At 64.1% G+C, this 24,613-nt stretch carries 18 protein-coding genes; 15 read left to right on the forward strand and 3 right to left on the reverse strand.

What is annotated here, in order from left to right:
* Nucleotides 1-16 precede the first annotated feature (16 nt).
* The 7 genes from MU516_RS15035 to MU516_RS15065 all read left to right on the forward strand — a co-directional run bounded on the left by MU516_RS15035 (nt 17) and on the right by MU516_RS15065 (nt 7,920).
* Nucleotides 17-838, forward strand: coding sequence for an ABC transporter ATP-binding protein (locus MU516_RS15035; RefSeq protein ID WP_209057726.1), 822 nt, complete (start codon nt 17-19; stop codon nt 836-838).
* A gap of 10 nt (nt 839-848) precedes the next feature.
* A complete protein-coding gene (locus tag MU516_RS15040) occupies nt 849-2,069 on the forward strand; it encodes a phenylacetate--CoA ligase family protein (RefSeq protein ID WP_260278098.1) in 1,221 nt (406 codons plus the stop codon).
* An 84-nt stretch (nt 2,070-2,153) separates the two neighbouring features.
* Nucleotides 2,154-2,918 (forward strand): flagellar motor protein MotB, encoded by a 765-nt coding sequence (locus tag MU516_RS15045; RefSeq protein WP_260278099.1) that lies wholly within the window; start codon nt 2,154-2,156, stop codon nt 2,916-2,918.
* A gap of 87 nt (nt 2,919-3,005) precedes the next feature.
* Nucleotides 3,006-4,313 (forward strand): flagellar hook protein FlgE, encoded by a 1,308-nt coding sequence (locus tag MU516_RS15050; protein ID WP_260278100.1) that lies wholly within the window; start codon nt 3,006-3,008, stop codon nt 4,311-4,313.
* A gap of 33 nt (nt 4,314-4,346) precedes the next feature.
* Nucleotides 4,347-5,804, forward strand: a complete 1,458-nt coding sequence (flgK, locus tag MU516_RS15055; RefSeq protein WP_260278101.1) for a flagellar hook-associated protein FlgK — start codon at nt 4,347-4,349, stop codon at nt 5,802-5,804.
* A 2-nt stretch (nt 5,805-5,806) separates the two neighbouring features.
* The gene (locus MU516_RS15060) at nt 5,807-6,823 is read left to right on the forward strand and encodes a hypothetical protein (RefSeq protein WP_260278102.1); all 1,017 of its coding nucleotides are present in this window, start codon (nt 5,807-5,809) and stop codon (nt 6,821-6,823) included.
* Nucleotides 6,824-6,846: 23 nt separating this feature from the next.
* Nucleotides 6,847-7,920, forward strand: coding sequence for a flagellar basal body P-ring protein FlgI (locus tag MU516_RS15065; protein WP_260278196.1), 1,074 nt, complete (start codon nt 6,847-6,849; stop codon nt 7,918-7,920).
* A 188-nt stretch (nt 7,921-8,108) separates the two neighbouring features.
* On the opposite strand, the gene MU516_RS15070 is transcribed toward MU516_RS15065, so the two are convergent.
* Nucleotides 8,109-9,134, reverse strand: a complete 1,026-nt coding sequence (locus MU516_RS15070; RefSeq protein ID WP_260278103.1) for a GlxA family transcriptional regulator — start codon at nt 9,132-9,134, stop codon at nt 8,109-8,111.
* A 102-nt stretch (nt 9,135-9,236) separates the two neighbouring features.
* Between MU516_RS15070 and MU516_RS15075 the strand changes: the two genes are divergently transcribed.
* The 6 genes from MU516_RS15075 (at nt 9,237) to MU516_RS15100 (ending at nt 17,838) form a co-directional block, all read left to right on the forward strand.
* Entirely contained in the window at nt 9,237-10,490 is a 1,254-nt protein-coding gene (locus MU516_RS15075) for a sarcosine oxidase subunit beta family protein (protein WP_260278104.1), read from the forward strand.
* A gap of 12 nt (nt 10,491-10,502) precedes the next feature.
* On the forward strand, nt 10,503-10,802 hold the full coding sequence (locus tag MU516_RS15080; RefSeq protein ID WP_260278105.1) for a sarcosine oxidase subunit delta: 300 nt from the start codon (nt 10,503-10,505) through the stop codon (nt 10,800-10,802).
* Nucleotides 10,799-13,783 carry a sarcosine oxidase subunit alpha gene (locus tag MU516_RS15085; protein WP_260278106.1) on the forward strand — a complete coding sequence of 995 codons (2,985 nt, stop codon included), beginning with the start codon at nt 10,799-10,801 and terminating at the stop codon, nt 13,781-13,783. Before MU516_RS15080 ends, MU516_RS15085 begins: the two co-directional genes overlap by 4 nt.
* Nucleotides 13,784-13,793: 10 nt before the next feature.
* On the forward strand, nt 13,794-14,321 hold the full coding sequence (locus MU516_RS15090; protein WP_260278107.1) for a sarcosine oxidase subunit gamma: 528 nt from the start codon (nt 13,794-13,796) through the stop codon (nt 14,319-14,321).
* Between the two features lie 29 nt (nt 14,322-14,350).
* The gene (gene glyA, locus MU516_RS15095; RefSeq protein WP_260278108.1) at nt 14,351-15,616 is read left to right on the forward strand and encodes a serine hydroxymethyltransferase; all 1,266 of its coding nucleotides are present in this window, start codon (nt 14,351-14,353) and stop codon (nt 15,614-15,616) included.
* 284 nt (nt 15,617-15,900) lie between these two features.
* Nucleotides 15,901-17,838 carry a DEAD/DEAH box helicase gene (locus MU516_RS15100; protein ID WP_260278109.1) on the forward strand — a complete coding sequence of 646 codons (1,938 nt, stop codon included), beginning with the start codon at nt 15,901-15,903 and terminating at the stop codon, nt 17,836-17,838.
* A 21-nt stretch (nt 17,839-17,859) separates the two neighbouring features.
* On the opposite strand, the gene MU516_RS15105 is transcribed toward MU516_RS15100, so the two are convergent.
* A complete protein-coding gene (locus MU516_RS15105) occupies nt 17,860-20,934 on the reverse strand; it encodes an efflux RND transporter permease subunit (RefSeq protein ID WP_260278110.1) in 3,075 nt (1,024 codons plus the stop codon).
* Nucleotides 20,931-22,037, reverse strand: a complete 1,107-nt coding sequence (locus MU516_RS15110) for an efflux RND transporter periplasmic adaptor subunit (RefSeq protein WP_260278111.1) — start codon at nt 22,035-22,037, stop codon at nt 20,931-20,933. Before MU516_RS15110 ends, MU516_RS15105 begins: the two co-directional genes overlap by 4 nt.
* Before the next feature lie 229 nt (nt 22,038-22,266).
* On the opposite strand from MU516_RS15110, the gene MU516_RS15115 reads away from it, so the two are divergent.
* Nucleotides 22,267-23,154 (forward strand): YcaO-like family protein, encoded by an 888-nt coding sequence (locus tag MU516_RS15115; protein ID WP_260278112.1) that lies wholly within the window; start codon nt 22,267-22,269, stop codon nt 23,152-23,154.
* Between the two features lie 24 nt (nt 23,155-23,178).
* Nucleotides 23,179-24,609, forward strand: a complete 1,431-nt coding sequence (locus tag MU516_RS15120; RefSeq protein ID WP_260278113.1) for a peroxidase family protein — start codon at nt 23,179-23,181, stop codon at nt 24,607-24,609.
* Nucleotides 24,610-24,613 lie beyond the last annotated feature (4 nt).

The following is a 24,613-nucleotide window of genomic DNA, read 5'->3' on the forward strand; positions in this document are numbered from 1 at the left end:
CAATCCGGAGGCCGCCATGTTCGATGCCGACACGCCAGAGACGCTGCTGGAAGTCAACAATATCGAGGTGATCTACAACCACGTCATCCTGGTGCTGAAGGGTGTCAGCCTGTCGGTGCCCAAGGGCGGAATTACCGCGCTGCTTGGCGGCAACGGTGCTGGCAAGACCACGACACTGAAAGCGATCTCGAACCTTCTGGCAAGCGAGAGGGGCGAGGTCACCAAGGGGTCGATCGTCTATCGCGGCGAACGGGTCGCCGACCGGAACCCGGCTGCGCTGGTCAAGCGTGGGGTCATTCAGGTGATGGAGGGGCGCCACTGCTTCGAACATCTGACCGTCGAGGAAAATCTGCTGACCGGCGCCTATACTCGTGCGGATGGCACGGCCGCGATCAAGCGCGACCTTGAGATGGTCTATGACTATTTTCCGCGTCTGCGGGAACGTCGCAAAAGTCAGGCGGGTTACACATCGGGTGGTGAGCAGCAGATGGTCGCCATGGGCCGCGCACTGATGTCGCGCCCCGAGATGATCCTGCTGGACGAGCCGTCGATGGGGCTGGCGCCGCAGCTGGTCGAGCAGATCTTCCAGATCGTGAAGGCCGTGAACGAGGGCGAGGGCGTTACCTTCCTGCTGGCCGAACAGAACACCAATGTCGCGCTGCGCTATGCCCATTACGGATACATCCTGGAAAACGGTCGCATCGTGATGGACGGGCCGGCGGCGGCACTGCGCGAGAACCCGGACGTCAAGGAATTCTATCTGGGCATGTCGGACGAGGGCCGAAAATCCTTCCGCGACGTGCGCAGCTATCGCCGCCGCAAACGCTGGCTGGCCTGAGGAGATCGCGATGCCATCCCATTACGATGATCTGGAAACCCGCGATGACGCCGAGCGGCAAGAGGCGCTGGCGCGGGAATTGCCTGCGACGCTGGCGCGAGCCAAGACAGCGCCCGCGCTGGCCAGGCTGCTGCGCGAGGTCGATCCGGACAAGGTGAGGGACCGGGCGACGCTGGCGCGCCTGCCGGTGGTGCGCAAGGCGGAACTGTCCGAGGCGCAGAAGAAATCGCCACCCTTCGGCGGCTATACCACCCGTCTGGCAGCGGAGTTTGACCATATCTTTCAAAGCCCCGGCCCGATCTATGAACCGGGCCGACGCGAGGGCGACTGGTGGCGGCTGGGAAGGTTCCTGCACGCCTCGGGTATCGGGCGTGGCGATATCGTCCAGAACTGCTTCGGCTATCACCTGACGCCTGCGGGCATGATGTTCGACAGTGCCGCGCGGGCCGTCGATGCGGCGGTGCTGCCCGCCGGCACCGGGCAGACCGATCTGCAGGTCAGGGCGGCCGTCGATATCGGGACCACCTGCTATGCCGGGACGCCCGATTTCCTGAAAGTCATCCTGGACCGCGCCGATGAAATGGGCGAGCGGCTGGCGATCACGTGCGCCGTTGTCGGCGGCGGGGCGCTTTTTCCGTCGCTGCGCCAGGGCTATGCGGATCGCGGGATCGTCACGCGGCAGTGCTATGCCACCGCCGATCTTGGCAACATCGCCTATGAAAGCGAGGCGGTCGAAGGGCTGATCGTCGATGAGGGCGTGATCGTCGAGATCGTGCGCCCCGGCACCGGCGATCCTGTGCCGGAGGGCGAGGTCGGCGAGGTGCTGGTGACCACGCTGAACCCCGACTATCCGCTGGTCAGATTCGCGACCGGTGATCTTTCGGCGGTCCTGCCGGGCACAAGCCCTTGTGGTCGCACGAATATGAGAATCAAGGGATGGATGGGGCGCGCTGACCAGACCACCAAGATCAAGGGCATGTTCGTGCGCCCGGAACAGGTTGCTGCACTGGTGTCGCGCCACCCCGAGATCGCGCGCGCCCGCGTCATCGCCGACCGAGAGGGCGAGATGGACATCATGACGGTGCAGTTGGAATCGCCTGCCGATTCGGCCGACAACTATGCGGCCTCGGTCGTGGATACATTAAAGATGAAGGGCCGGGTGCAGATCGTCGCGCCGGGCAGCCTGCCCAATGATGGCAAGGTCATCGAGGATCGCCGCAGCTATGATTGAATGAAATGCATTTGATCCGTTAACTTGTTTGGCCGCCGCGCCGCAGCAACATTGGTTTCCGAAGTCTTGGAAACGGGTGGCGACATGGCGGCGGCAAAAGGTCCGAACGGACCCACGATCATCATAAAGCGGGGTGTCGCCGCGGCAGATGCCGGGCATCACGGTGGCGCGTGGAAGGTGGCCTATGCCGACTTCGTCACCGCGATGATGGCGTTCTTTTTGCTGATGTGGCTGTTGAACGCGACGACCGAAAAACAGCGGGCGGGGCTTGCCGATTATTTCAACCCGACCATCGTCCACACGCCCGGCGCTGCGGGCGACGGGATTGAGGAGGGTGTCCGCCATGCCATCCTCGAACAGGTGCCCGACAGCGAGAAGTCTGCCGATTTCGACCAGCTTGCCCAGCATGTCCAGCAGCAGCTGACCGGCACTGGGGCCGAATCCATGCAACTGTCGAACCTTCTGCGACACGTCGTCACCCGCATGACTGACGAGGGGCTGGTGATCGAGCTGACCGACCTCACCGGAGAGCCGCTGTTCGTTGACGACACCGCCCAGCCCCAGCCCGCGTTGGTCGAGCTGTCCAGGATCCTGGCGCGCGTTCTTGGTCGCGTGCGCAATGACCTGGCGATCGCCGGCCATGTCCGATCCTATCCCGAGATGCTGGTGGCCTCGCCCGTCTGGGCATTGTCCGATGCCCGCGCGCACGCGGTGCGCAATCTGCTGGAACGCACCGACCTTGATGAACGTCGCATTCATCGTGTGACCGGCTACGCGGACCGCAAGAACCGGTCGGCCAACCCGATGGATCCGGCGAACAACCGGATCGAGGTGATTTTACTTAGATGACCGGCCGCCCGCCGGTGCGATTAGGCGAATCTTAAGCTGTCTGGCCGATAGTCGGCATCAAAGCTGATGTGAAAAGGATCTACGCCCATGTCGATGTCTTCCGCGATGAGCGCCGGTGTGTCCGGCCTGGCGGCGAATTCAACCCGCCTGGCCACGATTTCGGACAATATCGCGAACTCGGGCACCTATGGCTACAAGCGGATGGAAACGGAATTCAACGCCTTCGTTCTGAACCAGAACCAGGTCGGTGGATTGCATTCGGCCGGTGGCGTTCGTGCCTCGACCTACCGCGACATCATGGACGGAGGCGCGCTGGAAACGACGTCGCATCCGTTGGACATCGCGGTCAGCGGGCGTGGAATGCTGCCGGTCACATCGTCCGTAGATTTGGATAACGGGTTCGAGCAGTTGCCGTTCATGATGACCCGGACCGGCGCGTTCCGTACGGACGAGGACGGGGTGCTGCGAACCGAATCCGGTCTAGTGCTGTTGGGCTGGCCCGCGATGCAGGATGGGACCGTCCCCGTTGTCGGACGTGACACGATGGCATCGCTGGAACCGGTGCGGGTTCCGGACCATCAGACGGCTGGCGATCCGACCACCGAGATCCATCTTGGCGTCAACCTGCCCGCCGCCCAGGCCAACCCGACCGGAACGGGCGATCCGCTGCCAACGCTGAGCGTCGAATATTTCGGCAATCTTGGCACGTCCGAAGCCTTGAACATAGATTTCACCCCGGTGGCCGGTGCCGCGAATACCTGGACGATGAGTGTCCACGACACGGCGACCGACCCGGTGACGCTGGCCGGCAGCTATGAAATCACTTTCGACGATACGCCGACCAACGGTGGCAGTATTGCCGCCGTGACCACGATCACCGGTGCCGCCTACGATCCGGTCGAGGGGGTTCTGCCGATTGCTGTGGCCGGTGGCGGCAGCATCGACATGTTCATCGGCACGCCCCTTGGCGCGTCAGGCCTGCGACAGCTTTCTGCCAGCTTCTCGCCGACGAACATCGCCAAGAACGGGTCACCTGTCGGACAACTGTCCAGCGTCGAGATCGACGAGGACGGCTTTATCAAGGCAACATACGACACCGGGTTCGTGAAGACCCTCTACCAGATTCCGCTGGTCGATGTGCCCAACCCGAATGGCCTGATCTCACTGGATGCTCAGGCTTTCAAGGTGTCGCAGGATTCGGGCAGCTTCTTCTTGTGGGATGCGGGCGACGGGCCGACTGGGACGATCCTTGGTTTCGCACGCGAGGCATCGACCACTGACGTTGCTGCCGAACTGACCCATCTGATCCAGACGCAGCGCGCCTATTCGTCGAATGCCAAGATCATTCAGACCGTCGATGAGATGCTGCAGGAAACTACCAATATCAAACGCTGAGGATCCTAAGATCACCAGCCCAGGAGAGCCGGGATGAGTATTGCGAAGGCGCTGAACAACGCCGTGTCGGGTTTGACCGCAACAGCGCGGGGAACCGAGACTGTGGCGTCTAATCTGGCCAATATCATGACCCCAGGCTACGCCAGACGCGAGGTTGCGCAGAGCGCGCAGACCCTTGGGGGCTATGGCGGTGGGGTCAGGATCGACGGCATTTCGCGTGTTGTCAACGCGACTTTGGTGGCCGAATCCCGTCTTGCCCAGTCAGGCAGCGCAGACGCCCGGACGCGGCTCGATTTTCTGTTGCAGATGGGTGACATCGTCGGATTGCCTGGCGAGGAGGGTGCCCTTTCGACAATCCTCGGCGAGTTCACGAATGCCCTCCAAGCGGCCGCGACGCGCCCGGATGACGAATTGCGGCTGGCCGGGGTCGTGGATGCCGCTGAACGGCTTGCTGAAAGGCTGAATGCGGCGTCCGGTGCGGTCCAGGATGCGCGTGCCGCCGCCGACAAGGCCATTGAATCCGAGGTGGCAACCATCAATGCCAAGCTTGAGCAGGTGGCATATCTCAACCGCCGCATCGCAATCATCGAAAGCGAAGGCAACGATCCGTCGTCTCTTCTCGATCAGCGCCAGGCGGCGATCGACGCGATCGCGGAAATCATTCCTGTTCAGGAAGTGGCGCGCGACCGCGGGATGGTCGCGCTTTTCACGACGGGTGGTGCCGTTCTTCTGGACGGCAGCCGACCAAGTCGGTTCGAGTTCTCGGCGGTCGGACAGATGACGCCTGACCTTTCGGTCGGAATCCCACCGGTCATGCGGCTTGTGCAGAACGGGGTCGAATTGTCCGCTGCACAGATGCAGTTATTCGAGGGGGGCTCGCTGGAGGCGCATTTCGCGGTGCGTGATCAGCTGGCCCCGCAGATACAACAGGAACTGGACGCCTTAGCCTTCGATCTTCACGAACGACTGGTGGATCCGGCGGTCGATGCGAGTTATCCCGCAACCGCAGCCGGCCTGTTCGCGGACGGTGGCACGCGTGCGTCTCTTCCGACGATCGCGGGGCTTTCGGCGCGGATCACGCTCAACCCGCTTGTGAATCCTGACGCGGGAGGAGAGCTTTTTCGTGTCCGTGACGGGCTGGGAACCGCGTTCTCAGGTCCCGTCGCGGATTCGGCATTGTTGCTTGCCATGGCGGACGCGCTGAGTGCGTCGACCGCGTTCGCCGGTGGCGCGGGTTTCGAGGGAAATGGCTCACTGTCATCACGGTTCTCAGAACTGGAAGCGCGCGTCGCCCTTCGACGGGTCGCTGCCGAGTCGGAAAGTTCGGTGCGAAACAGCCGGTCGGAAACCATTTCGGGCCGCCTGATGGCGGATGGCGTGGACAGTGACGCCGAAATGCAGCGGCTGCTGCAATACGAACAGGCATACGCCGCGAACGCCCGGGTTATCCAGGCGATCGAAGAGATGATGGATCAGATACTGAGGCTTTGACAATGAGCGTTCACTCCATAGGCGATCAGGCGCGTGCCTTCGCGCTTCAGGCGGCGTCCTATCGTATCAAGACGACACTGGCGACGCTGACCGATGAAATGGCAAGCGGCGAGGTCGCTGATCTCGGTCAGCGGCTGAACGGAAACACCCAGGTCCTGGGGCACATCGAGGCGCGGATCACTGGTCTGGACCAGTTCAGGCGCAATGCGACGGAAGCTGCCTTGATCGTCCAGGGCATGCAGGATGTGCTGGTGTCGGTTCAGTCGGACGCGGGCGCGTTGGGCTTGTCGCTGGTCGCAGAACCTTTCAACGAGACCGAATCGCTTCTGGAGATGCGGGCCGGAGAGGTCGGCGGAGCCTTCGAGACGGCGGTGGCCCGCTTCAGCCGGTCGGTCGGAGATCGCTTCCTGTTTTCTGGATTGAACAGCGATATGCCTGCCTTGGCGCAGGCCTCCGACATAATGGACGCGCTTGAACTGGCAACGACGGGCCTGACGAACGCTGCTGATATCGCACAGGCGGTATCGAACTGGTTCGACGCGCCTCAGGGGGGCGGTGGTTTTCTGGATGTGGCCTATCAGGGGACACTTGGCCAACCACAGAGGATCGAGATCGGAGAGGGCGAGGCGATTGGTCTATCCACAAGCGCTGCAACTCCGGCTTTGCGGGATGTCCTCAAGGGGCTTGCGACCGCCGCCTTGGTGGAGCGCGGGGTCCTGGCCGGCCAGCATCAAGAGCGACGTGACCTGATGCAGATCGGTGGGCAGATCCTGCTGGACAACAACAGCAACCTGCTGAGCGAGATGGGGCGCATCGGCCTTGGGCAGCAAATCGTCGATCGCGCGCAGACCGAAAGCGCATCAGCCCTTGCGACGCTGCGGATCGCGAGGAATGACCTGCGTGCGGCGGACCCCTACGAGACAGCGGGTGCCCTGAAGCAGGTCGAGGCGCAGCTCGAGGCGCTTTATGCCGTCACCGCCCGGCTTTCCTCTCTCAAACTTGTGGATTTCCTGCGGTGAACAGAATTTTTGTCATCTTGCTGATGCTTCTGCTGCCCGCAAATCTTGCGGCGGCACCGGTTCGGGTCAAGGATCTTGCCGATTTTGATGGCGTCCGGGGAAATGACCTTGTCGGCTATGGCCTGGTGGTAGGCCTGGATGGGACCGGCGACGGGTTTCGGAACGCACCTTTCACCGAGGAAATGCTGGCGAGCCTGCTGGAACGGCTGGGTGTCAACGTGACCGACGACGCGTTGCGTTCAAAAAACGTCGCCGCCGTTGTCGTCACGGCGACGTTGCCGCCCTTTGCCCGTTCGGGCAGTCGGATCGATGTGAGTGTGTCGACGATCGGCGATGCCAAAAGCCTGCTTGGCGGTACATTGGTGATGACCCCCCTGAAGGCTGCGGACGGAAATATTTACGCTGTCGCGCAAGGGTCGATCATTGCTGGCGGCGTGTCGATTTCGGGCGAGGCAGCGCGGGTCGTCCAGGGTGTTCCAACGGCTGGATCGATCCCGGTTGGCGCCCGGGTCGAGCGCGAGGTCGAGTTCGACTTTGCAGAGGTGCAGAACATTCGCATCGCGCTGCGCAATGCCGATTTCACCACCGCAACGCGCATCGAGGATGCGATAAATCGTGATTTCAATCGGCGTTTGGCGATCACTCAGGACAGCGGCACCGTCGTGGTCGAATTTCGTGAACTGGGCGACGTCAATCCCGCGCGGGTTGTCGGCCGGATCGAAAACCTGCTGATCGAACCAGAGGACCGTGCGAAGGTTGTGATCGATCACAAGGCCGGGACGATCGTGATGGGAGAGCGGGTTCGTATTTCTCGCGTCGCGGTATCGCAGGGCAGCCTGACGTTGCGTGTCAGCGAAGCGCCGGAGGTGTCGCAGCCCAATCCGTTCGCGGAAGGCGAGACGGTGACCGTGCCCCGCACCTTCGCCGAACTGCGCGAGGAACCAGGGATCGGATTTGCGGAAGTTGCCGGAAACACATCGCTGAGCGATCTTGTCGAAGGGCTGAACGCCCTGGGAGTAAGGCCGAGGGACATGATTGATATTCTGAAGTCGATTCATGCCGCCGGTGCGCTTCATGCCGACCTGATCGTGCAGTAGCTATTCGCAGGGTCAGGGCGTTCGCAAACGTTTTCTGGTGCTGCCGTCAATGGGCCTCTCGCATGGCAAAAGATTCGCTGCTGCCGAGAATGTGACGTTACCCAAGGGCTTAGCTGGGCGGCCCACCGCGCCCTGCGACCGATCCGGGTCGGGCTGATGATGCGTGGATCGAGGAGCCCTTGCCGATCCTAGGTGTTCAGGTCGAGAGGCTGGGCCTGAATGGGATCGGACAAATGGCCGCGCCGCCATGCTTCGGGTGTCGTGCTGGTTCGGTCCTTGAAGATGCGGATTAGATGCGAGGCATCGCAAAAACCGGTTTCGGCGGCGATCTGACTGATCGTGCGGTCGTCCCGCATCAGAAGCAATCGGACCTGAGACAGGCGGACCAACAGGAACGCTTCGGCCGGCGGCAGTCCCAGAGAATTGTTGAAGTGCCGTTCCAGCTTGCGTCGGCTGACCCCTAGCCGGTCAACGACCTGGGCGACACTTGGCGGGACGTCCATGTTCTGCTGCAGGATCAGCAGCGCCCGCCGTACCAGCGGATCGTCCGATTTCAGCTCCAACGGCAGTCCGGGTTGCGGATCGTCGGCTGCCATTGCCTCATCGATGATCATGATGTGCAGGCTTTTCTGTGCAGCCGCCTTGCCGATATGGCGATCGACCAGAAATGCGGCCAGATGCGCCGAACTTGCACCGCCCGAACAGGTCAGCCTGTCGCGGTCCACCACGAAGATGCGGTCAGACACCGGATGCAGCCCGTCGAACTGTTCCAGGAAGTCGTCGTGGTGGAACCAGCTGACGCAGCATCGATAGCCCTGCATCAGCCCTGCGCGGTGCAGGATGAACGCGCCTGTGCAGACGCCGACCAGGGGCACGCCCTGTCTTGCCGCCTCATGCAGGAATGCCGCGTAATCTGGCGGGATACGGGCGATTTCGTCCATCAACCCGCCGACCACCACGATGTAGTCGAAGCGCGAGGGATCGCCCAGCCTCTCGTCGGCGCTGATCGCCACGCCGCAGCTAGAGCGGACCGGATCGCGGTTGGTCCCGATGACCTGCCACGTGCAGCGAATCGGGCGCGATCTGTCGCCCTCGTCCGCAGCCAAACGAAGCACATCCACGAAATTTGCAAAGGCGGACAGGGTGAACCTTCGGGCCAGCAGAAAGCCGACCCGCAATCGGGGAGTGTCAGGTGGGGCGGTCGCGTCGCGCATGGCGCAAATGTAACATCAAAAAGACGCAACCATCCAGTTCTGACCTGGTCGCATCCTGCATTTTCCATCGATCACAGGAATCGCCAAGCAAGGACAGGTGCCATGACCCATTTTTCCGCCATGTCGCTGCTGAAGAACGCGCTGACCGGCCACAAGAACTGGCGCGAGCAATGGCCCGACAGTCAGCCCAAGGCCGAGTATGACGTGGTGATCGTGGGTGCGGGCGGACACGGTCTGGGCGCGGCCTATTACCTGGCCAAGGAACACGGCATCACCAATGTCGCGGTGATCGACAAAGGCTGGCTGGGTGGCGGCAATACCGGGCGGAACACGACCATCATCAGATCGAACTATCTTTATGATGAAAGCGCACGGCTGTTCGATCACGCGCTGGATCTGTGGGACAACCTGTCCCAGGAACTGAACTACAACGTCATGTATTCCAAGCGCGGCGTGATGATGCTGGCGCATAACGTCCATGACGTGCAGTCCTTTCAGCGCCACATCCATGCCAACCGTCTGAACGGCGTCGACAACCGCTGGCTGACCAAGGAAGAGGCGAAGGCCTTCTGTCCGCCGCTGAACATCAGCCCCGATGCCCGTTACCCGGTCATGGGCGCGGCACTTCAGATGCGCGCTGGCACGGCACGCCACGACGCGGTGGCCTGGGGCTATGCCCGTGCGGCAGCGGCGCGGGGCGTGGACATCATCCAGAACTGCCCGGTCACCTCGATCCGTCGCGGCCCCGACGGCGCGGTGATCGGGGTCGAGACCGCCAAGGGCTTTATCAGAGCCAAGAAGGTGGCCGTCTCGGCGGCCGGTCATACCAGCGTGGTGATGGACACAGCGGGCGTCCGGATGCCGTTGGAAAGCTATCCGCTGCAGGCACTGGTCAGTGAGCCGGTGAAGCCGATCTTCCCCTGCGTGGTGATGTCCAACACCGTCCACGCCTATATCAGCCAGTCTGACAAGGGCGAGTTGGTGATTGGATCGGGCACCGACCAGTATACCAGCTACAGCCAGCGTGGCGGATTGCCGCTGATCGAACATACCGTCGCCGCAATCTGCGAGGTGTTCCCGATCTTCACCCGCATGCGGATGCTGCGCAAATGGGGCGGCATCGTCGATGTGACGCCGGACCGGTCCGCTATCCTCGGCAAGACGCCGGTCAAGGGGCTTTACGTCAACTGCGGCTGGGGCACCGGCGGCTTCAAGGCGACGCCCGGCGCCGCGCATACGCTGGCCTGGACCGTCGCCAAGGACGAGCCGCATCCGATCAACGCGCCATTCACCCTGGAACGTTTCACCACCGGCCGGCTGATCGACGAAGCCGCCGCCGCCGCCGTCGCGCATTGAGGAGCAAGAGACATGCTGCTGATCCACTGCCCCTATTGTGACGAAACCCTGCCCGAACTGGAATTCGCTTATGCCGGCGAGGCGCATATCGCCCGCCCGGTCGATCCCTCGGCGCTGTCCGACGAGGAATGGCGCGACTTCCTGTTCATCCGCACCAATGCACGCGGCACGCATTTCGAACGCTGGCGCCATATCCATGGCTGCGCGCGGTTCTTCAATGCGGCGCGGGATACTGTCACAGACCGCTTCCTCGTGACCTACAAGGCGGGCGAGTCCCGCCCCGACCTGACCGTGAAGGAGTCCGCAGAATGAGCCGCTACCGCATCCCCGGACATGGACGCGTCGATCACGGTGCGCCGGTCAGCTTTATCTTCGACGGCAAGACCTATCAGGGTCTGCGCGGCGATACGGTGGCGTCGGCACTGCTGGCCAATGGCGTGCATCTGATGGGTCGGTCGTTCAAGTATCATCGCCCGCGTGGCACGGTGACGGCGGGTTCGGAAGAACCCAACGCGCTGATCGGCACGTCGCGCGGTCCCGGTCGGTTCGAGCCCAATACCCGTGCCACCGTGCAGGAATTGCGCAAGGGGCTGGTCACCGAAAGCCAGAACAAATGGCCGCGCCTGTCCTTTGACATCGGCGCGATCAATGACCGTGCCTATATGCTGTTTTCGGCCGGGTTCTACTACAAGACCTTCATGTGGCCGAAATCCTTCTGGGACAAGGTCTACGAGCCGTTCATCCGCAGCGCCGCCGGACTGGGAAAATCGCCGACCGAGAACGACCCCGACCGCTATGCCGCGCGCTATCTGCACACTGATCTGCTGATCGTCGGCGGCGGTCCGGCCGGGATCGCGTCGGCGCTGGTCGCGGCGAAATCGGGCGCGCGCGTCGTGCTGGTCGACGAGAACCCGGAGATGGGCGGCGCGTTGCTGTCCGATCCCTCGGTGATGATCGACGGGGCGCCCGCATGGGAATGGCTGGACACCAGCCTGACCGAACTGCGCGCGGCGGGCGTCAGGCTGATGACCCGCACCACGGCCATCGGATATTATCACCAGAACTTCGTGGGTCTGTGCGAACGCCTGACCGACCACCTCGACACGCCGCCTGCGGATGCGCCGCGAGAACGCATGTGGCGCGTGCGTGCCGATCAGGTGGTTCTGGCGCAGGGCGCGCTGGAAAAGCCGCTTGTGTTCGACGGCAATGATCGTCCGGGCGTCATGCTGGCCGGATCTGCCCAGACCTATCTGAACCGCTATGGCGTGCGCGTGGGCGACAATCCGGCCGTGCTGACCTGCCATGACAGCGCGTATCATGCCGCCTTCGATCTGGCCGATGCGGGCAGCAGGATCGCGGCCATCATCGATACGCGCCGCGATGTTCGTCCCGACCTGACGGATGCAGCCGCGCAGCGCGGCATCCGCGTGATGCAGGGCCACACGGCGACCGGCACCAAGGGCCGGCTGCGCATCAAGTCGGTGCGGGTCAATCCGGTGCAGGACGACGCGGTCGGCAAGCCGGTCGAGATCGCCTGCGACGCGCTGTTGATGTCGGGCGGCTGGACACCGTCGCTGCATCTCTTCTCGCATACCAAGGGTTCGCTGGCCTGGGATGCCGACAGCAACACCTTCCTGCCCGACCGCAGGACCGAGGCCTGCCAGATCGCCGGCGCCGGACGCGGGTTGTGGGGCTTTGGCCCGGTTCTTGAAGACGGGGTGAACGCCGGTCTGGCCGCCATCGAGGCACTGTCGCGCAGCGGCAATCCGCGCGATCTGCCTGTACAGAATGATCGCCTCGGCACAGGTGTCAGCCACACGGAACTGCCGACCGATCTGTCGGCCGGCAAGGCCAAGGCCTTTGTCGATTTCCAGAACGACGTGACCGCCAAGGATCTGCGGCTGGCGGTGCGCGAGGGCATGCGCTCGATCGAACATGTCAAGCGTTATACCACCAACGGCATGGCGACCGATCAGGGCAAGATGTCGAACATCAACGGCTTGATGATCGCCGCCGACGCACTGGCAAAACAGCCGCCGCAGGTCGGTCTGACGACGTTCCGGCCGCCCTATACGCCGACCAGCTTCGGCGCCTTCGCGGGATATCTGCGCGGCCAGACATTCCAGCTGACCCGCACGACGCCGATCGACCCCTGGGCCGAGGCGAATGGCGCGGTCTTCGAACCTGTCGCGCAGTGGCGGCGCGGCTGGTATTTCCCGAAGCCCGGCGAGGACATGCACGCGGCCGTGGCCCGCGAATGTCGCGCGACGCGCGCCTCGGTCGGGATCTTCGACGCCTCGACGCTTGGCAAGATCGAGGTCGCGGGGCCCGATGCCGTCGAATTCATGAACCGCATGTACACCAACCCCTGGACCAAGCTGGCGCCGGGCCGTTGCCGCTATGGCCTGCTTCTGGGCGAGGACGGCTTCATCCGCGATGACGGCGTCATCGGGCGGCTGTCCAGCGATCTGTTCCACGTCACCACCACGACGGGCGGCGCCGCGCGGGTTCTGAACATGATGGAGGATTACCTTCAGACAGAATGGCCCGATCTGAATGTCTGGCTGACCTCGACGACCGAGCAGTGGGCGACCGTTGCCCTGAACGGGCCGAACGCGCTGGCGCTGCTGAAGCCGCTGGTCGAAGGCGTGGACTGGGACGATTTCCCGCACATGTCCGTTGCCGAGTGCAGCGTGGCGGGTCTGCCCGCGCGGCTGTTTCGGCTGTCCTTCACCGGCGAGGTGGGGTTCGAGGTCAACGTGCCCGCACGTCACGGGCTGGCGCTGTGGACGGCGCTGATCGAGGCCGGCAAGCCCTATGACATCTGCCCCTATGGCACCGAGGCGATGCATGTCCTGCGCGCCGAAAAGGGCTATATCATCGTGGGTCAGGACACCGATGGCACCGTCACGCCGCAGGATGCGGGGCTGGACTGGGCGATCGGCAAGGCCAAGCCCGATTTCGTGGGCAAGCGGTCCTTGTCGCGTCCCGATATCGTCGCCAAGGGCCGCAAGCAGCTGGTCGGGTTGCTGACCGAGGATGGCAGCAAGCTGGAAGAAGGCGCGCAGATCGTGCTGGACCCGAACCAGCCCTTGCCGATGAAGATGGTTGGCCACGTCACCTCGTCGTATGACTCTGCTGCGTTGGGCCATCCCATCGCCATGGCGGTGATCGAGGGCGGCCATGACCGGATGGGCGAGGTCGTCCACATCCCGATGCCCGACGGCGTGCGGCGTGCGCGGATCACCTCGACCGTGTTCTATGACCCGACGGGCGAACGGCTGAAGGCGTAAGGAGAGACCGATGACGACACAGAAACACGACTTCGCCGCCCCGGTCCAGATCGAGGAACTGGCGCCTGCCGCACGGCTTTCGCTGCGCGTCCGCCCGGATCATCGCGCCGTATTGGCCGATGCGCTTGGGTTGGACCTGCCCGCGCGGATCGGCGATCGGGCGGCATCGGACGGACGCGAGGCGCTGTGCCTCGGCCCCGACGAATGGCTGATCCTTGCCCCCGAGGCTGCCGACCTGATCGCCGCGGCCGCTGCTGTCTATCCGACCGCGCCGCACAGCCTGACCGAGATCAGCGATCGCGAGATCACCCTGCATCTTTCCGGTCCATCGGTGCTGGACCTGCTGGCGACCTGCTGCCCCCGCGATGTCGGGGCGCTGGCCGTGGGGCGCGGCTGCCGCACCGTTTTTGACAGCGCGACCGTGACCCTGTGGCGTGATGGCCCGGCCGTGTTCCGCATGGATGTCTGGCGCAGCTTCCTGCCTCATGTCCGCAACCTGATGGCGCTGGCCGAGGCCGAACTGGCCACCGGACTGTGATCCGCACCCAAATTCAACGGAGTTCCCCGATGCTTGACACGAAGACGCCCGCCATTTCCGACGCCGCCATCGCCGCCGCCATCGGCCGCGAACTGGGCCGGCAGCAGGACCAGATCGAACTGATCGCATCCGAAAACATCGTCAGCCGCGATGTGCTGGCCGCGCAAGGCTCGGTGCTGACGAACAAATATGCCGAAGGCTATCCCGGCAAGCGCTATTACGGTGGCTGCGAATTCGTGGACGAGGTCGAGGATATCGCCCGCGACCGCCTGAAACAGCTGTTCGGCGCGGGCTTCGTGAACGTCCAGCCGCATTCCGGCGCGCAGGCCAACCAGGCGGTGTTCCTGGCCCTGCTGAATCCCGGCGACAAGATCATGGGCCTGTCGCTGGCCCATGGTGGGCATCTGACGCATGGATCGCCGGTCACCATGTCGGGCAAATGGTTCGAGGTGGTGTCCTATGAGGTCGAAGAGGACAGCCACCTGATCGACATGGCAAAGGTCCGTGAAAAGGCGCTGGCCGAGCGTCCGAAACTGATCGTCGCCGGCGCCTCGGCCTATCCGCGCCAGATCGACTTTGCCGCCTTCCGCGCGATCGCAGACGAGGTCGGTGCCTGGCTGATGGTGGACATGGCTCATTACGCGGGGCTGATTGCGGCGGGCGAATACCCCGACCCGATCCCGCATGCCCATGTCACTACATCGACCACGCACAAGACCCTGCGCGGCCCTCGCGGTGGCATCATCCTGACCAATGACGAGGCGTTGGCGAAAAAACTGAACTCGGCGGTGTTCCCCGGCAATCAGGGCGGCCCGCTGATGCATGTGATTGCCGCCAAGGCCGTCGCCTTCGGCGAGGCCCTGCGCCCAGATTTCAAGGATTATGCCCGTCAGGTCATCGCAAATGCCCGCGCGCTGGCCGATACGCTGACCGAAGGCGGCGTCGGGATCGTATCGGGCGGCACCGACTGCCACATGGTACTGTGCGACCTGCGTCCGTTGGGCGTGACCGGCAAGACTGCCGAAATCGCGCTGGAGCGTGCCGGCCTGACCTGCAACAAGAACGCCATCCCTTTCGATCCGGAAAAGCCCTTCGTGACCTCGGGCATCCGGCTTGGCAGTTCGGCCGGCACCACGCGCGGCTTCGGAGAGGCCGAGTTCCGCCAGATCGGCGCGATGATCCTGCGGGTGCTGCGCGCGCTGGCCGACAATGCAGACGGCGATGCGGAAACCGAGGCCGCGACGCGTGCCGAGGTAAAGGCGCTCTGCGACCGCTTCCCGATCTACGCGTCGTGATCTCGTGCCGCTGACCCGAGGCGGCGATGCCTTAGGAAGATCTGTCACCTGCATGTCAACGGCCGCGAGCCCTCGCGGCCGTTGACACCATGACCGGACATGCCCGGCCTTCTGCTGTCGCGGTGCGGGCGATCGGCTTGTCGATCCGGACGAACTTGCTTTGACTCTGACCGCGCGGGACGATACTGCGACGGATCGGCCGTCTCGGGGCGCTGGCCGGCATCGCCGTATCGACGGCACCGCGCCCCGATCCCGGCCCAAGGGCCCCTCAGCAGGCAGAATTGATGACCCAGAACGACATAGCCGCCCCGCTTGCCACAGCCCTGGCCGAGAGGGGTTACACGACCTTGACCGCGGTGCAGCAGGCAGTGCTGGCGCCGGATGCGCGGGGGCGGGATCTTCTGGTGTCCGCACAGACCGGGTCGGGGAAGACCGTGGCATTCGGCATCGCGGCAGCCCCCGACCTTCTGGATGGCGGCGACGTGCTGCCCGAAGGCGATGCACCGCTGGCCCTTGCGATCGCGCCGACGCGCGAACTTGCGCTGCAGGTCGCGTCGGAACTGGATTGGCTGTATGCCGCCACCGGTGCGCGCATCGCGACCTGCGTGGGCGGTATGGATTTTCGCACCGAACGGCGCGCGCTTGCCCGCGGTGCGCGGATCGTGGTCGGCACGCCCGGCCGTCTGCGCGATCATATCGAACGTGGAAGCCTGGATTTGTCCGTGCTGCGCGTCGCGGTTCTGGACGAGGCCGACGAGATGCTGGACCTCGGCTTCCGCGAGGACCTGGAATTCATTTTGCAATCGGCACCGCAAAGTCGCCGCACCCTGATGTTTTCCGCGACGGTGCCCCCCGCGATCGAGAAGCTGGCCCGTGATTTTCAGCGTGACGGCCTGCGGGTCGCCGCGATGGGCGAGGCACGGCAGCATGGCGACATCGCCTATCGCGCCTTGTCGGTGACCGCACGCGACCGCGAGAACGCAATCTTCAACCTGCTGCGTTTCTACGAGGCGCGCACCGCCATCGTGTTCTGCAAGACACGTGCCAATGTGAACCATCTTCTGGCGCGCATGGGCAATCGCGGCTTTCGCGTCGTGTCCCTGTCGGGCGAATTGTCCCAGCAGGAACGGACCCATGCCCTGCAGGCGCTGCGTGACGGACGCGCGCGGGTCTGTATCGCGACCGACGTTGCCGCGCGCGGGATCGACCTGCCGGGGCTTGAACTGGTGATCCACGCGGATCTACCCAGCAATTCCGAAACGCTGCTGCATCGGTCCGGTCGAACCGGTCGTGCGGGGGCGAAGGGTGTGTCGGCGCTGATTGTTACGCCTGCGGATTACAAGAAGGCGCAGCGTCTTCTGCAGGGGGCCAAGGTCACGGCGGACTGGGGCAAGGCGCCGTCCGCCGACGAGGTCAGGGCGCGCGACGATCTGCGCATGCTTGATCATCCGGCCCTCAGCGCGACGCTGGAAGATACGGTGATCGCGCAGGACCTGCTGGCGCGGGTCGGGGCCGAGCAGGTCGCGGCAGCCTTCGTGCAATTGTGGCGCGAGGGTCGTCCGCCGCCCGAGGAACTGACCGATGCCCCGCCGCCGTCCAGCGCCGCGCCCCGCGCACCCCGCGAATTCGGCGCGGCGGTCTGGTTCGCGCTTTCGGTCGGTCATACCGGTCGGGCCGAGGCGCGCTGGCTGCTGCCCAAGCTGTGCGAGGCGGGCGGCATCACCCGTGATGCCATCGGCGCCATCCGCGTTCGCGAAAACGAAACCTATGTCCAGATCGCCACCGGCGAGGCATCCCGCTTTGGCGACGGGTTGGAGGTCGAACCCGGCCTGTCGATGACGCGTCTGGCGACCGAGCCGGATCTTGAACGCCGGTCGCCCACCGCCAAGCCACGCACCGGAAAGCCCGCGCGCGCGAAACCTGCGCCAATCCCCGCGAAGGCCGCGGAGGATCGCGATCAGGCCAAACCTGCCGCGCCAAAGCCTGCAAAGTCCGAGGCACCAAAGCCCCGTACGACGAAAAAGCCTGCGCCTGCGCCGCGCGATCCGTCGAAGAAGGTCCATGCACCTCGCAAGGACGCCGCAACCCAAGGCGACAAGCCAAAGGGATCAAAGGGCAAGAACAAGGGCAAACCGGGTGCCGCTGCCAGACCTGGCAAGCCCGTCCCACGTGCAGCCCGCGGTGGTGGTGCGGTGCCGCGTCGTCCGAAGGGTGGCAGGTAGCGGGCGGTCGGCCCGGCGGGCCTATTCCGCCGGGTTTGCAGCCTGGCGGTCCGGTTCAGGTTCGCCCCGGCGCAGCCCCTCGATCAGCACATAGACGACCGGTGTCAGCAGCAGCGTCAGCACGAAGGCCAGGCTGAGACCTCCGACGATGACCGACCCGATGGCGCGCCGGCTTTCGGCACCCGCGCCCGAAGCGATCGCCAGCGGCACCGCGCCCAGTATGGTGGCAATGGTGGTCATCATCACCGGTCGCAGCCGCGTCACCGCGCCTTCGCGCGCAGCTTCGATCAGGGGCATTCCGCGGTCGCGCAACTGGTTGGCGAATTCGACGATCAGGATGCCGTTCTTGGCCATGATCCCGATCAGCAGGATCATTCCGACCTGAGAGAATATGTTCAGCGATGCACCGGTGATCAGCAGCGTGACCACCGCGCCTGCCAGCCCCAGGGGAACGGTCAGCATGATCGTCAACGGTGTGCGAAAGCTTTCGAACTGCGCAGACAAGACCAGAAAGACGATGCACAGCGCCATCGCGAAGACCATCGCGACCCCGCCCGAGCTTTCCAGGTAGTCGCGTGCCTGCCCCTCCCACGCCAGTGTCGCGCCCGCAGGCAGATCGGCAGCCGCATCTTCGACGGCCGCCATGGCCTGCGCCAGATCCACGTCCTGGGCGATGTCGGCCTCCATCTCGACCGAGACAAGGCGATCATAGCGGTTGATCGCCGGCACAGTCGCGCCCTGTTGCACCTCGGCGAAGGCTGACAGCGGCACCAGATCGCCGCGGTCGTTTCGCAGCAACACAGACATCATGTCCGCGACGGAGTCGCGATCCTCGCGTGCGGCCTGCAGGATGACGGGATATTGGCGTCCGTCGTTGCTGTATTCGCCGACCGTTCGCGATGCGAACAGAACCTGCATGGTCTGTGCGACGGTTTCCGAATCCAGCCCCAGATCCTGCGCACGGGCGCGATCGATCGACAATGTCGCGCCCGGCTGGTTGGCATCATACCCAACCTCTACCGAGGCAAGGCGGGGATCGCCTTCCAGGGTTTCGGCCATCTGTTCGGACCAGTCCGCTGCACGATCCAGATCAGGGCCGCCGACCATCCATCGGATGCTGCCACCGGAACCGCCCAGACCCAGGCCGCCTGACGGACGCAGGAACACCGACACTTCGGTGACATCCGCAAGCTTGGTCCGCAGATCAGCGATGACCTCATCGACGCTGACATCGCGCTGGTCCCATGGCGCCAGGTTGACGAATATCAGCGAACGCCGCAATTCGCCCCAGATCCCCACGATTGCGGTGACGTTGCGGACAAGACCGGCCTCGCGCATCGGCTCCAGCGTCGCTTCGATCTTGCGTGTCGCTGCGTCGGTATAGGCCAGGTTCGATCCCTGCGGCGCCGCGACATAGATGCGGAATTGGCCTCGATCCTCGTCCGGGGTCAATTGACGCGGCAGGTTCTGATGGATCGCGAAGGCCGAGGCCATGATGAAGGCGGTGATGGCAAGGATCGGCAGCGGCCTGCGGAACATCCATGTCAGCACCGCGCCATAGCCACGTTCCAGCATGCCGATCACGCGGTCGACGCTGCGGGTCAGAAGATTGGGCCGATTCTCTCGTGGCATGACCAAAGAGGCAAGGACCGGCGACAGTGTCAGCGCGACGAAACCCGATACCGCGACCGCGACCGCCAGAACGATGCCGAACTCCGCGAACAGCTGGCCGATCTCGCCTTCCATGAAGCTGACGGGCACGAAGACCGCGATCAGCACGGCGGTCGTCGCGATGACCGCAAAGCCCACCTGTCCGGCACCCTTGCGGGCGGCCTCGGCCCGGGTTTCGCCTCTGGCGCGATGCCGCTGGATGTTCTCCAGCACGACGATGGCGTCGTCCACCACAAGCCCGATGGCCAGGATCAGAGCGAACAAGGTCAGGATGTTGATGGAAAAGCCCAGCACCATCATCGCCAGCCCCGCCCCAAAGGCGGAAATGGGGATCGTCACGACGGGCACCATGGCCAGTCTGGCCGAGCCGAGGAACAGGAAGATCACCGCGGTAACCAGCGCCACGGCCTCGGCAAAGACCTTTGCGACCTGCTGGATCGAACTTTGGATAAAGACCGCTTCGTCGGTGGTGATCTGCAACTGCATGCCGTCCGGCAGGGTGGGGCGGATGCGATCCACTTCCCGGCGGACTGCGCCCGAGATGGCGACTGTATTGGCCTGAGCCTGTGGCTGCACGCCCATCCCCAGCGCGATCTGGCCGTTGGTCCGGAAAATCGTTTCACTGTCCTCGGGGCCTTGTTCGATCCGGGCCACATCCCCCAGGCGAAGTGGGCGGCTGCCCCCGTCGCGGACGACCATCTGACGGAACGTGTCCGCCGAGGTGAACCGGGTCTGCGCCAGAACCTGCAACTGGCGCGCGCTGGTTTCGATCTCACCAGCGGGCAATTCGACATTGTTTGCCTGCAGCGCCGAGATGATGTCACCGGTCGTGATGCCGTAGGCTGCCATCCGCGTCTGATCCAGCCAGATCCGCATGGCCGGGGCACGTTCGCCATAGATCGCCGTGTTCGCGACACCGGGCAGCCGTGCCAACCGATCGGTCAGGAAGCGAGAGGCGTAGTCCGACAATTCCAGCGGCGTCATGTCCGGGCTGGACAGGCTGAGACGCAGCACCGGATCGCCTTCGCTGTCGTTCTTGTCCACGCGCGGCTGGCCGGCGGCGTCGGGAAGATCGTTGGTGACCCGGTCGATGGCGTTGCGGACATCGTTCGCCGCGCCGTCGATGTCGCGCGACGGATCGAAGGTCAGAACGGTGCGCATGCTGCCCCGTTCCGATTCGGTGGACATCGATTCCAGGCCGCTGATCCCGGCCAGCGCGCCTTCGACGATGGTGGTCACCTGACTGTCCACGACATCTGGTGCCGCGCCGGTATAGCTGACCCGGACTGTCACCTCAGCCGCCTCGACCTGCGGCAATTCGCGCACCGGCAGACGTGTCATCGCGAACGCACCGAGCAGCACCAGAAGCAGGTTCATAACGGTTGCAAGGACGGGGCGGCGCAGGGACAGATTGGGCAGGTTCATCCTTCGATCCCGTCGGCCGAGGGGGCCGCGGCGGACCTTGCGCTTGGAACCGGATCGACCGTCATGCCGGGCTGGACGCGGTGCAGATTGGTCATGATGATCCGCGCATCCGTGGAAAGCCCGTCCAGAATTTCGATCAGATCGCCGTGCTGCCGGCCCATCCGGACCTGAACCTGCCGCGCCACGCCGTCCTGAGCCACCAGAACCAGATTGCGGTCGCCGCTGACGGTGATCGCGCGTTCAGGGACCGAGACGCTTTGGCGTTCGGCAAGAACAAGTTCGGCCTGCATGAACATCCCGCCGGCGATTGCCCTGTCATCGTTGGGCACCTCGGCCCGCAGTGCAATCGAGCGGGTGGCAGCATCGACGCGTGTATCGATCCGGCTGATCCGGCCGTCGAAAACGCGATCGGGCCATGCAGAAGACGTCAGGGCGACGCGCTGGCCAACCCTTAGCTGCGGCAACAATGTTTCGGGCACGCTGAAATCGACCTCGATCACCTCAAGATCGTCAAGAGTGGCGATGACCGTGCCGGTGTCGATCATCTGTCCTTCGACAAGATCGGTCAGCCCGACGACGCCGGGGAACGGGGCGCGGATCGTGCGATCTTCGAGCGCGATCTGGGCGCGGTCGCGTTCGGCCTCGGCGCGCAGCAGCGCGGCGCGGGCGGTCTGAAACGCGGCATCCGACGAACTGCCGCTGCGATTCAGCTGTTCCTGACGCTGAAACGCCGCCTCTGCCTCGGCCAGCGTCGCCTCGGCCGCCTTCAGGTCGGCCTGGGCCGCGCGGTCGTCCAGGCGGATCAGCACCGCATCCGCGGCCAATTGTGCGCCTGGCTGGAACGTGATTTCGTCGATCCGACCGTCCGCCTCGGGGGTGATCTCGATCGCGTGCCTTGCCCGTGCCGTGCCGACCGCCCGCACGCTGTCCTGAAATGTGGCGATCTGCGGGGAAATCGTTTCGACGCGGATCGCGGCGCTGTTATTGCCCCGATCCTCGGCCTGGGGATCGGATGCGGCCAGAATGCGATCGGTCAGATACAGCCCGCCTGCCGCCGCTGCGGCAAGCACGACCAGACCGGCAAGGGCATTCAGAACGCGCATCAAGTTCTCCGGCCGGGGTGATCAGCACCGGCATTTCCGTGGCAACAGGTCGTGATGAACGAATCGTGTGCGAATTCATGGCGGTCGGCAACTGATATTCGCGTGTGTCGTGATCGTCTGCCGTCGTGAAACTTGTCGTTTCCGCCCGGGACCGGCCATTCTGTCGGTCACTCACATTTTTTTCACACGTTGCAGATACCCAGTTAACAAAATCTGAAGCGGCTTGGACATGAATGATTTGAGACAAGAGCCAAACGATCTTCTGGCTTACTGGACACGCTACGACTGGCGCGAAAGCTTTTTTGCGCCCGGCATCTCGATCTTGCAGGCACTGACCGCAGCGGGACGGACCGCCAGCGGCGCCGGATCCACACGCGAAAGCGCCTTCCGGCGATGCCTTGGGGAAACGGCCGAGCTTCATGCCCTGCAGGAGCTGGACGAGCAGATCGATACGTCAATGGTCGGAATCGCCGCGCATATCGACGCAGGAAAGGCGCAGGGATATGCGATGCTGGAAGCATTCGAGCGGTTCGCGGCGCATGAATGGTGGTACGGCAGGCGCGCCGCCGCGCAAGTCCCCGACACCTGGCTGCAACAGATCGGGTTGACGTCGCATCTGTTACAGGCACGGCATGGTGCGGCGCTGAAACGGCGCACCGCTTGGTGGCGGATCAAGACCGATGCCGATTGCCCGCATGTCATGATCTGTCGCAGCATGAGCCCTGAAGGCCAGAACCTGATCCTGGGGTTCGGCGCCGCTGCCTGTCCCGCCAGGGCTGCGCGCAAGGCACTGCGCGAGGCGTTCCTGATGGAAATGAACCTGATGGAACTGCTTGCTGCGCGAAACTCGGGCGTCAGCGATCCACTTCGGGTTGTGGGCGAAAAAATTGCGACCTACGGCCGTCGCTGTCCGGCCCTGCTGCCGCCCGGCGCCGACTGGGCACCGCCATGGCACGAGGCGGCAGAGATCAGCATCGACGGTGCGCGCAACTGGTTCGGAGGCGAGGCCGAACTGCGCGACATCACCCCCCAGGGCGGTCCCATAAATGTCTGGATTTGCAGGCCGATCTTGGCGCATCATGACGATGACGCCGGAACCGGGCTGCCCTATCTGTAGATCGAGGCGAAGGAGGTACTGCACATGCCGAAGGGTCCCGACCTTCACGAGCTTGAGGATTGCCGCTACGGCTGCGCCCCTGGCCCGGCACCGGCGCTGCGCGTGCCGGCTCGTGTTTCCATCCGGGGCGTTCAGCCGAACGCCGACCCTACCGATGGCGCGGCCTATGTGACGCGCCAACCACCCCAGATCCTGCTGCGCACCACGCCCGAGTGGCGGCGGCAGTGCCTGACCGAGGCCGCGCATATCCCGTCGGCCTATACCTATCTTGGACAGCTGATGGGCCATGACATGGGCAGCAGCGTCGCGTTGTCCAGCGTGCCGCATGTCCAGCGCGCCGAGGCGACCGATGCGGTCTCGATCCTGGGGCCAAGGCGCTATAACCTGATCGACAATCCCCTGACGCTGGAAACGGTCTACGGGCCGGGGCCGATGATGCTGTCGCATCTGTACGACCCCGATACGATGCTGTTCCGTCTGACGCCCGGCGCAAGACTGGCGCGTGTCTATCGCGCCAGCCACGACCCGTTGTCCAGCAGCGATGACCGCCCGATCCGCGCACTGTATGACGAACGCAACCGCGACACGCTGATGCTGCACGAACTGGCGGTTGCGTGGATGCAGTTTCACAATCTTTGCGCCCGGACATTGATGGCCAACGGGGCCAGCCCCTTCATGGCCTATGCCATGGTGCGTGCCCATGTCGTTCGGGTCTGGCATGGAATTGTCCGTGACGATGTCCTGCCGCGCTTCCTGCATCCCGATATCGCGGCGATCCCGGAAGAAGATCTGCCACCCGAATGGCAACTGGATGAGACGACCTTGCTGCACGGGTTGTTCCGGGCTTTCCATTCACTGCCGCTGGCGGCCTATGACCTTGGGCGCCACGGGGTTCACAATCTGGCCGATCTGCTGAAGGCGGGATACGAGATCAGCGAGGCGGAAAGCGATTGGGTGATCGACTGGCCGCTGTTCTTCGGCGAACGGCCGGGTGGGCCCCGCACCGGGCTTTCGGCCAGCGTTGCCCCGGAGTTGCGCGCGCCCGTGTCCGCCGCCGCAGTGATCGCGCTGGACAACACGACCGCCATCGATGTGCGCCCGCTGCGCGCAGGCAACGACAAGATCGAGGCGGCGATCGCAAGACTGCCAGATCCGTGGCCAGCGCGTCTGACACCGCAGGCGATCGCACAGGATTTCCAGGCCCGGCATCCGGCGTCGCCGGTGCGCGTAACCTCCGAGATGATCGAGTGGGGGCCGCTGTTCCAGGCCGTCATGATCGAGGCGCAGCTTCACGGCCAAAAGGGTGGGTTGGGGCCGCTTGGCAGCGCGCTGCTGCGCGGTTCGATCGCCGGGTCGATCAACAGGGTGATCCTGGCGCCCGAGCGTGAGGAGGCCAAGGATCTTCCGCGCCCCGAAACGATGATGAAACTCATAGAACTAGTCAGAAAGGTATGATCCC

Origin of the sequence: Paracoccus maritimus (assembly GCF_025195095.1) — a bacterium.
In the GTDB taxonomy this organism is placed as follows: domain Bacteria; phylum Pseudomonadota; class Alphaproteobacteria; order Rhodobacterales; family Rhodobacteraceae; genus Paracoccus; species Paracoccus maritimus.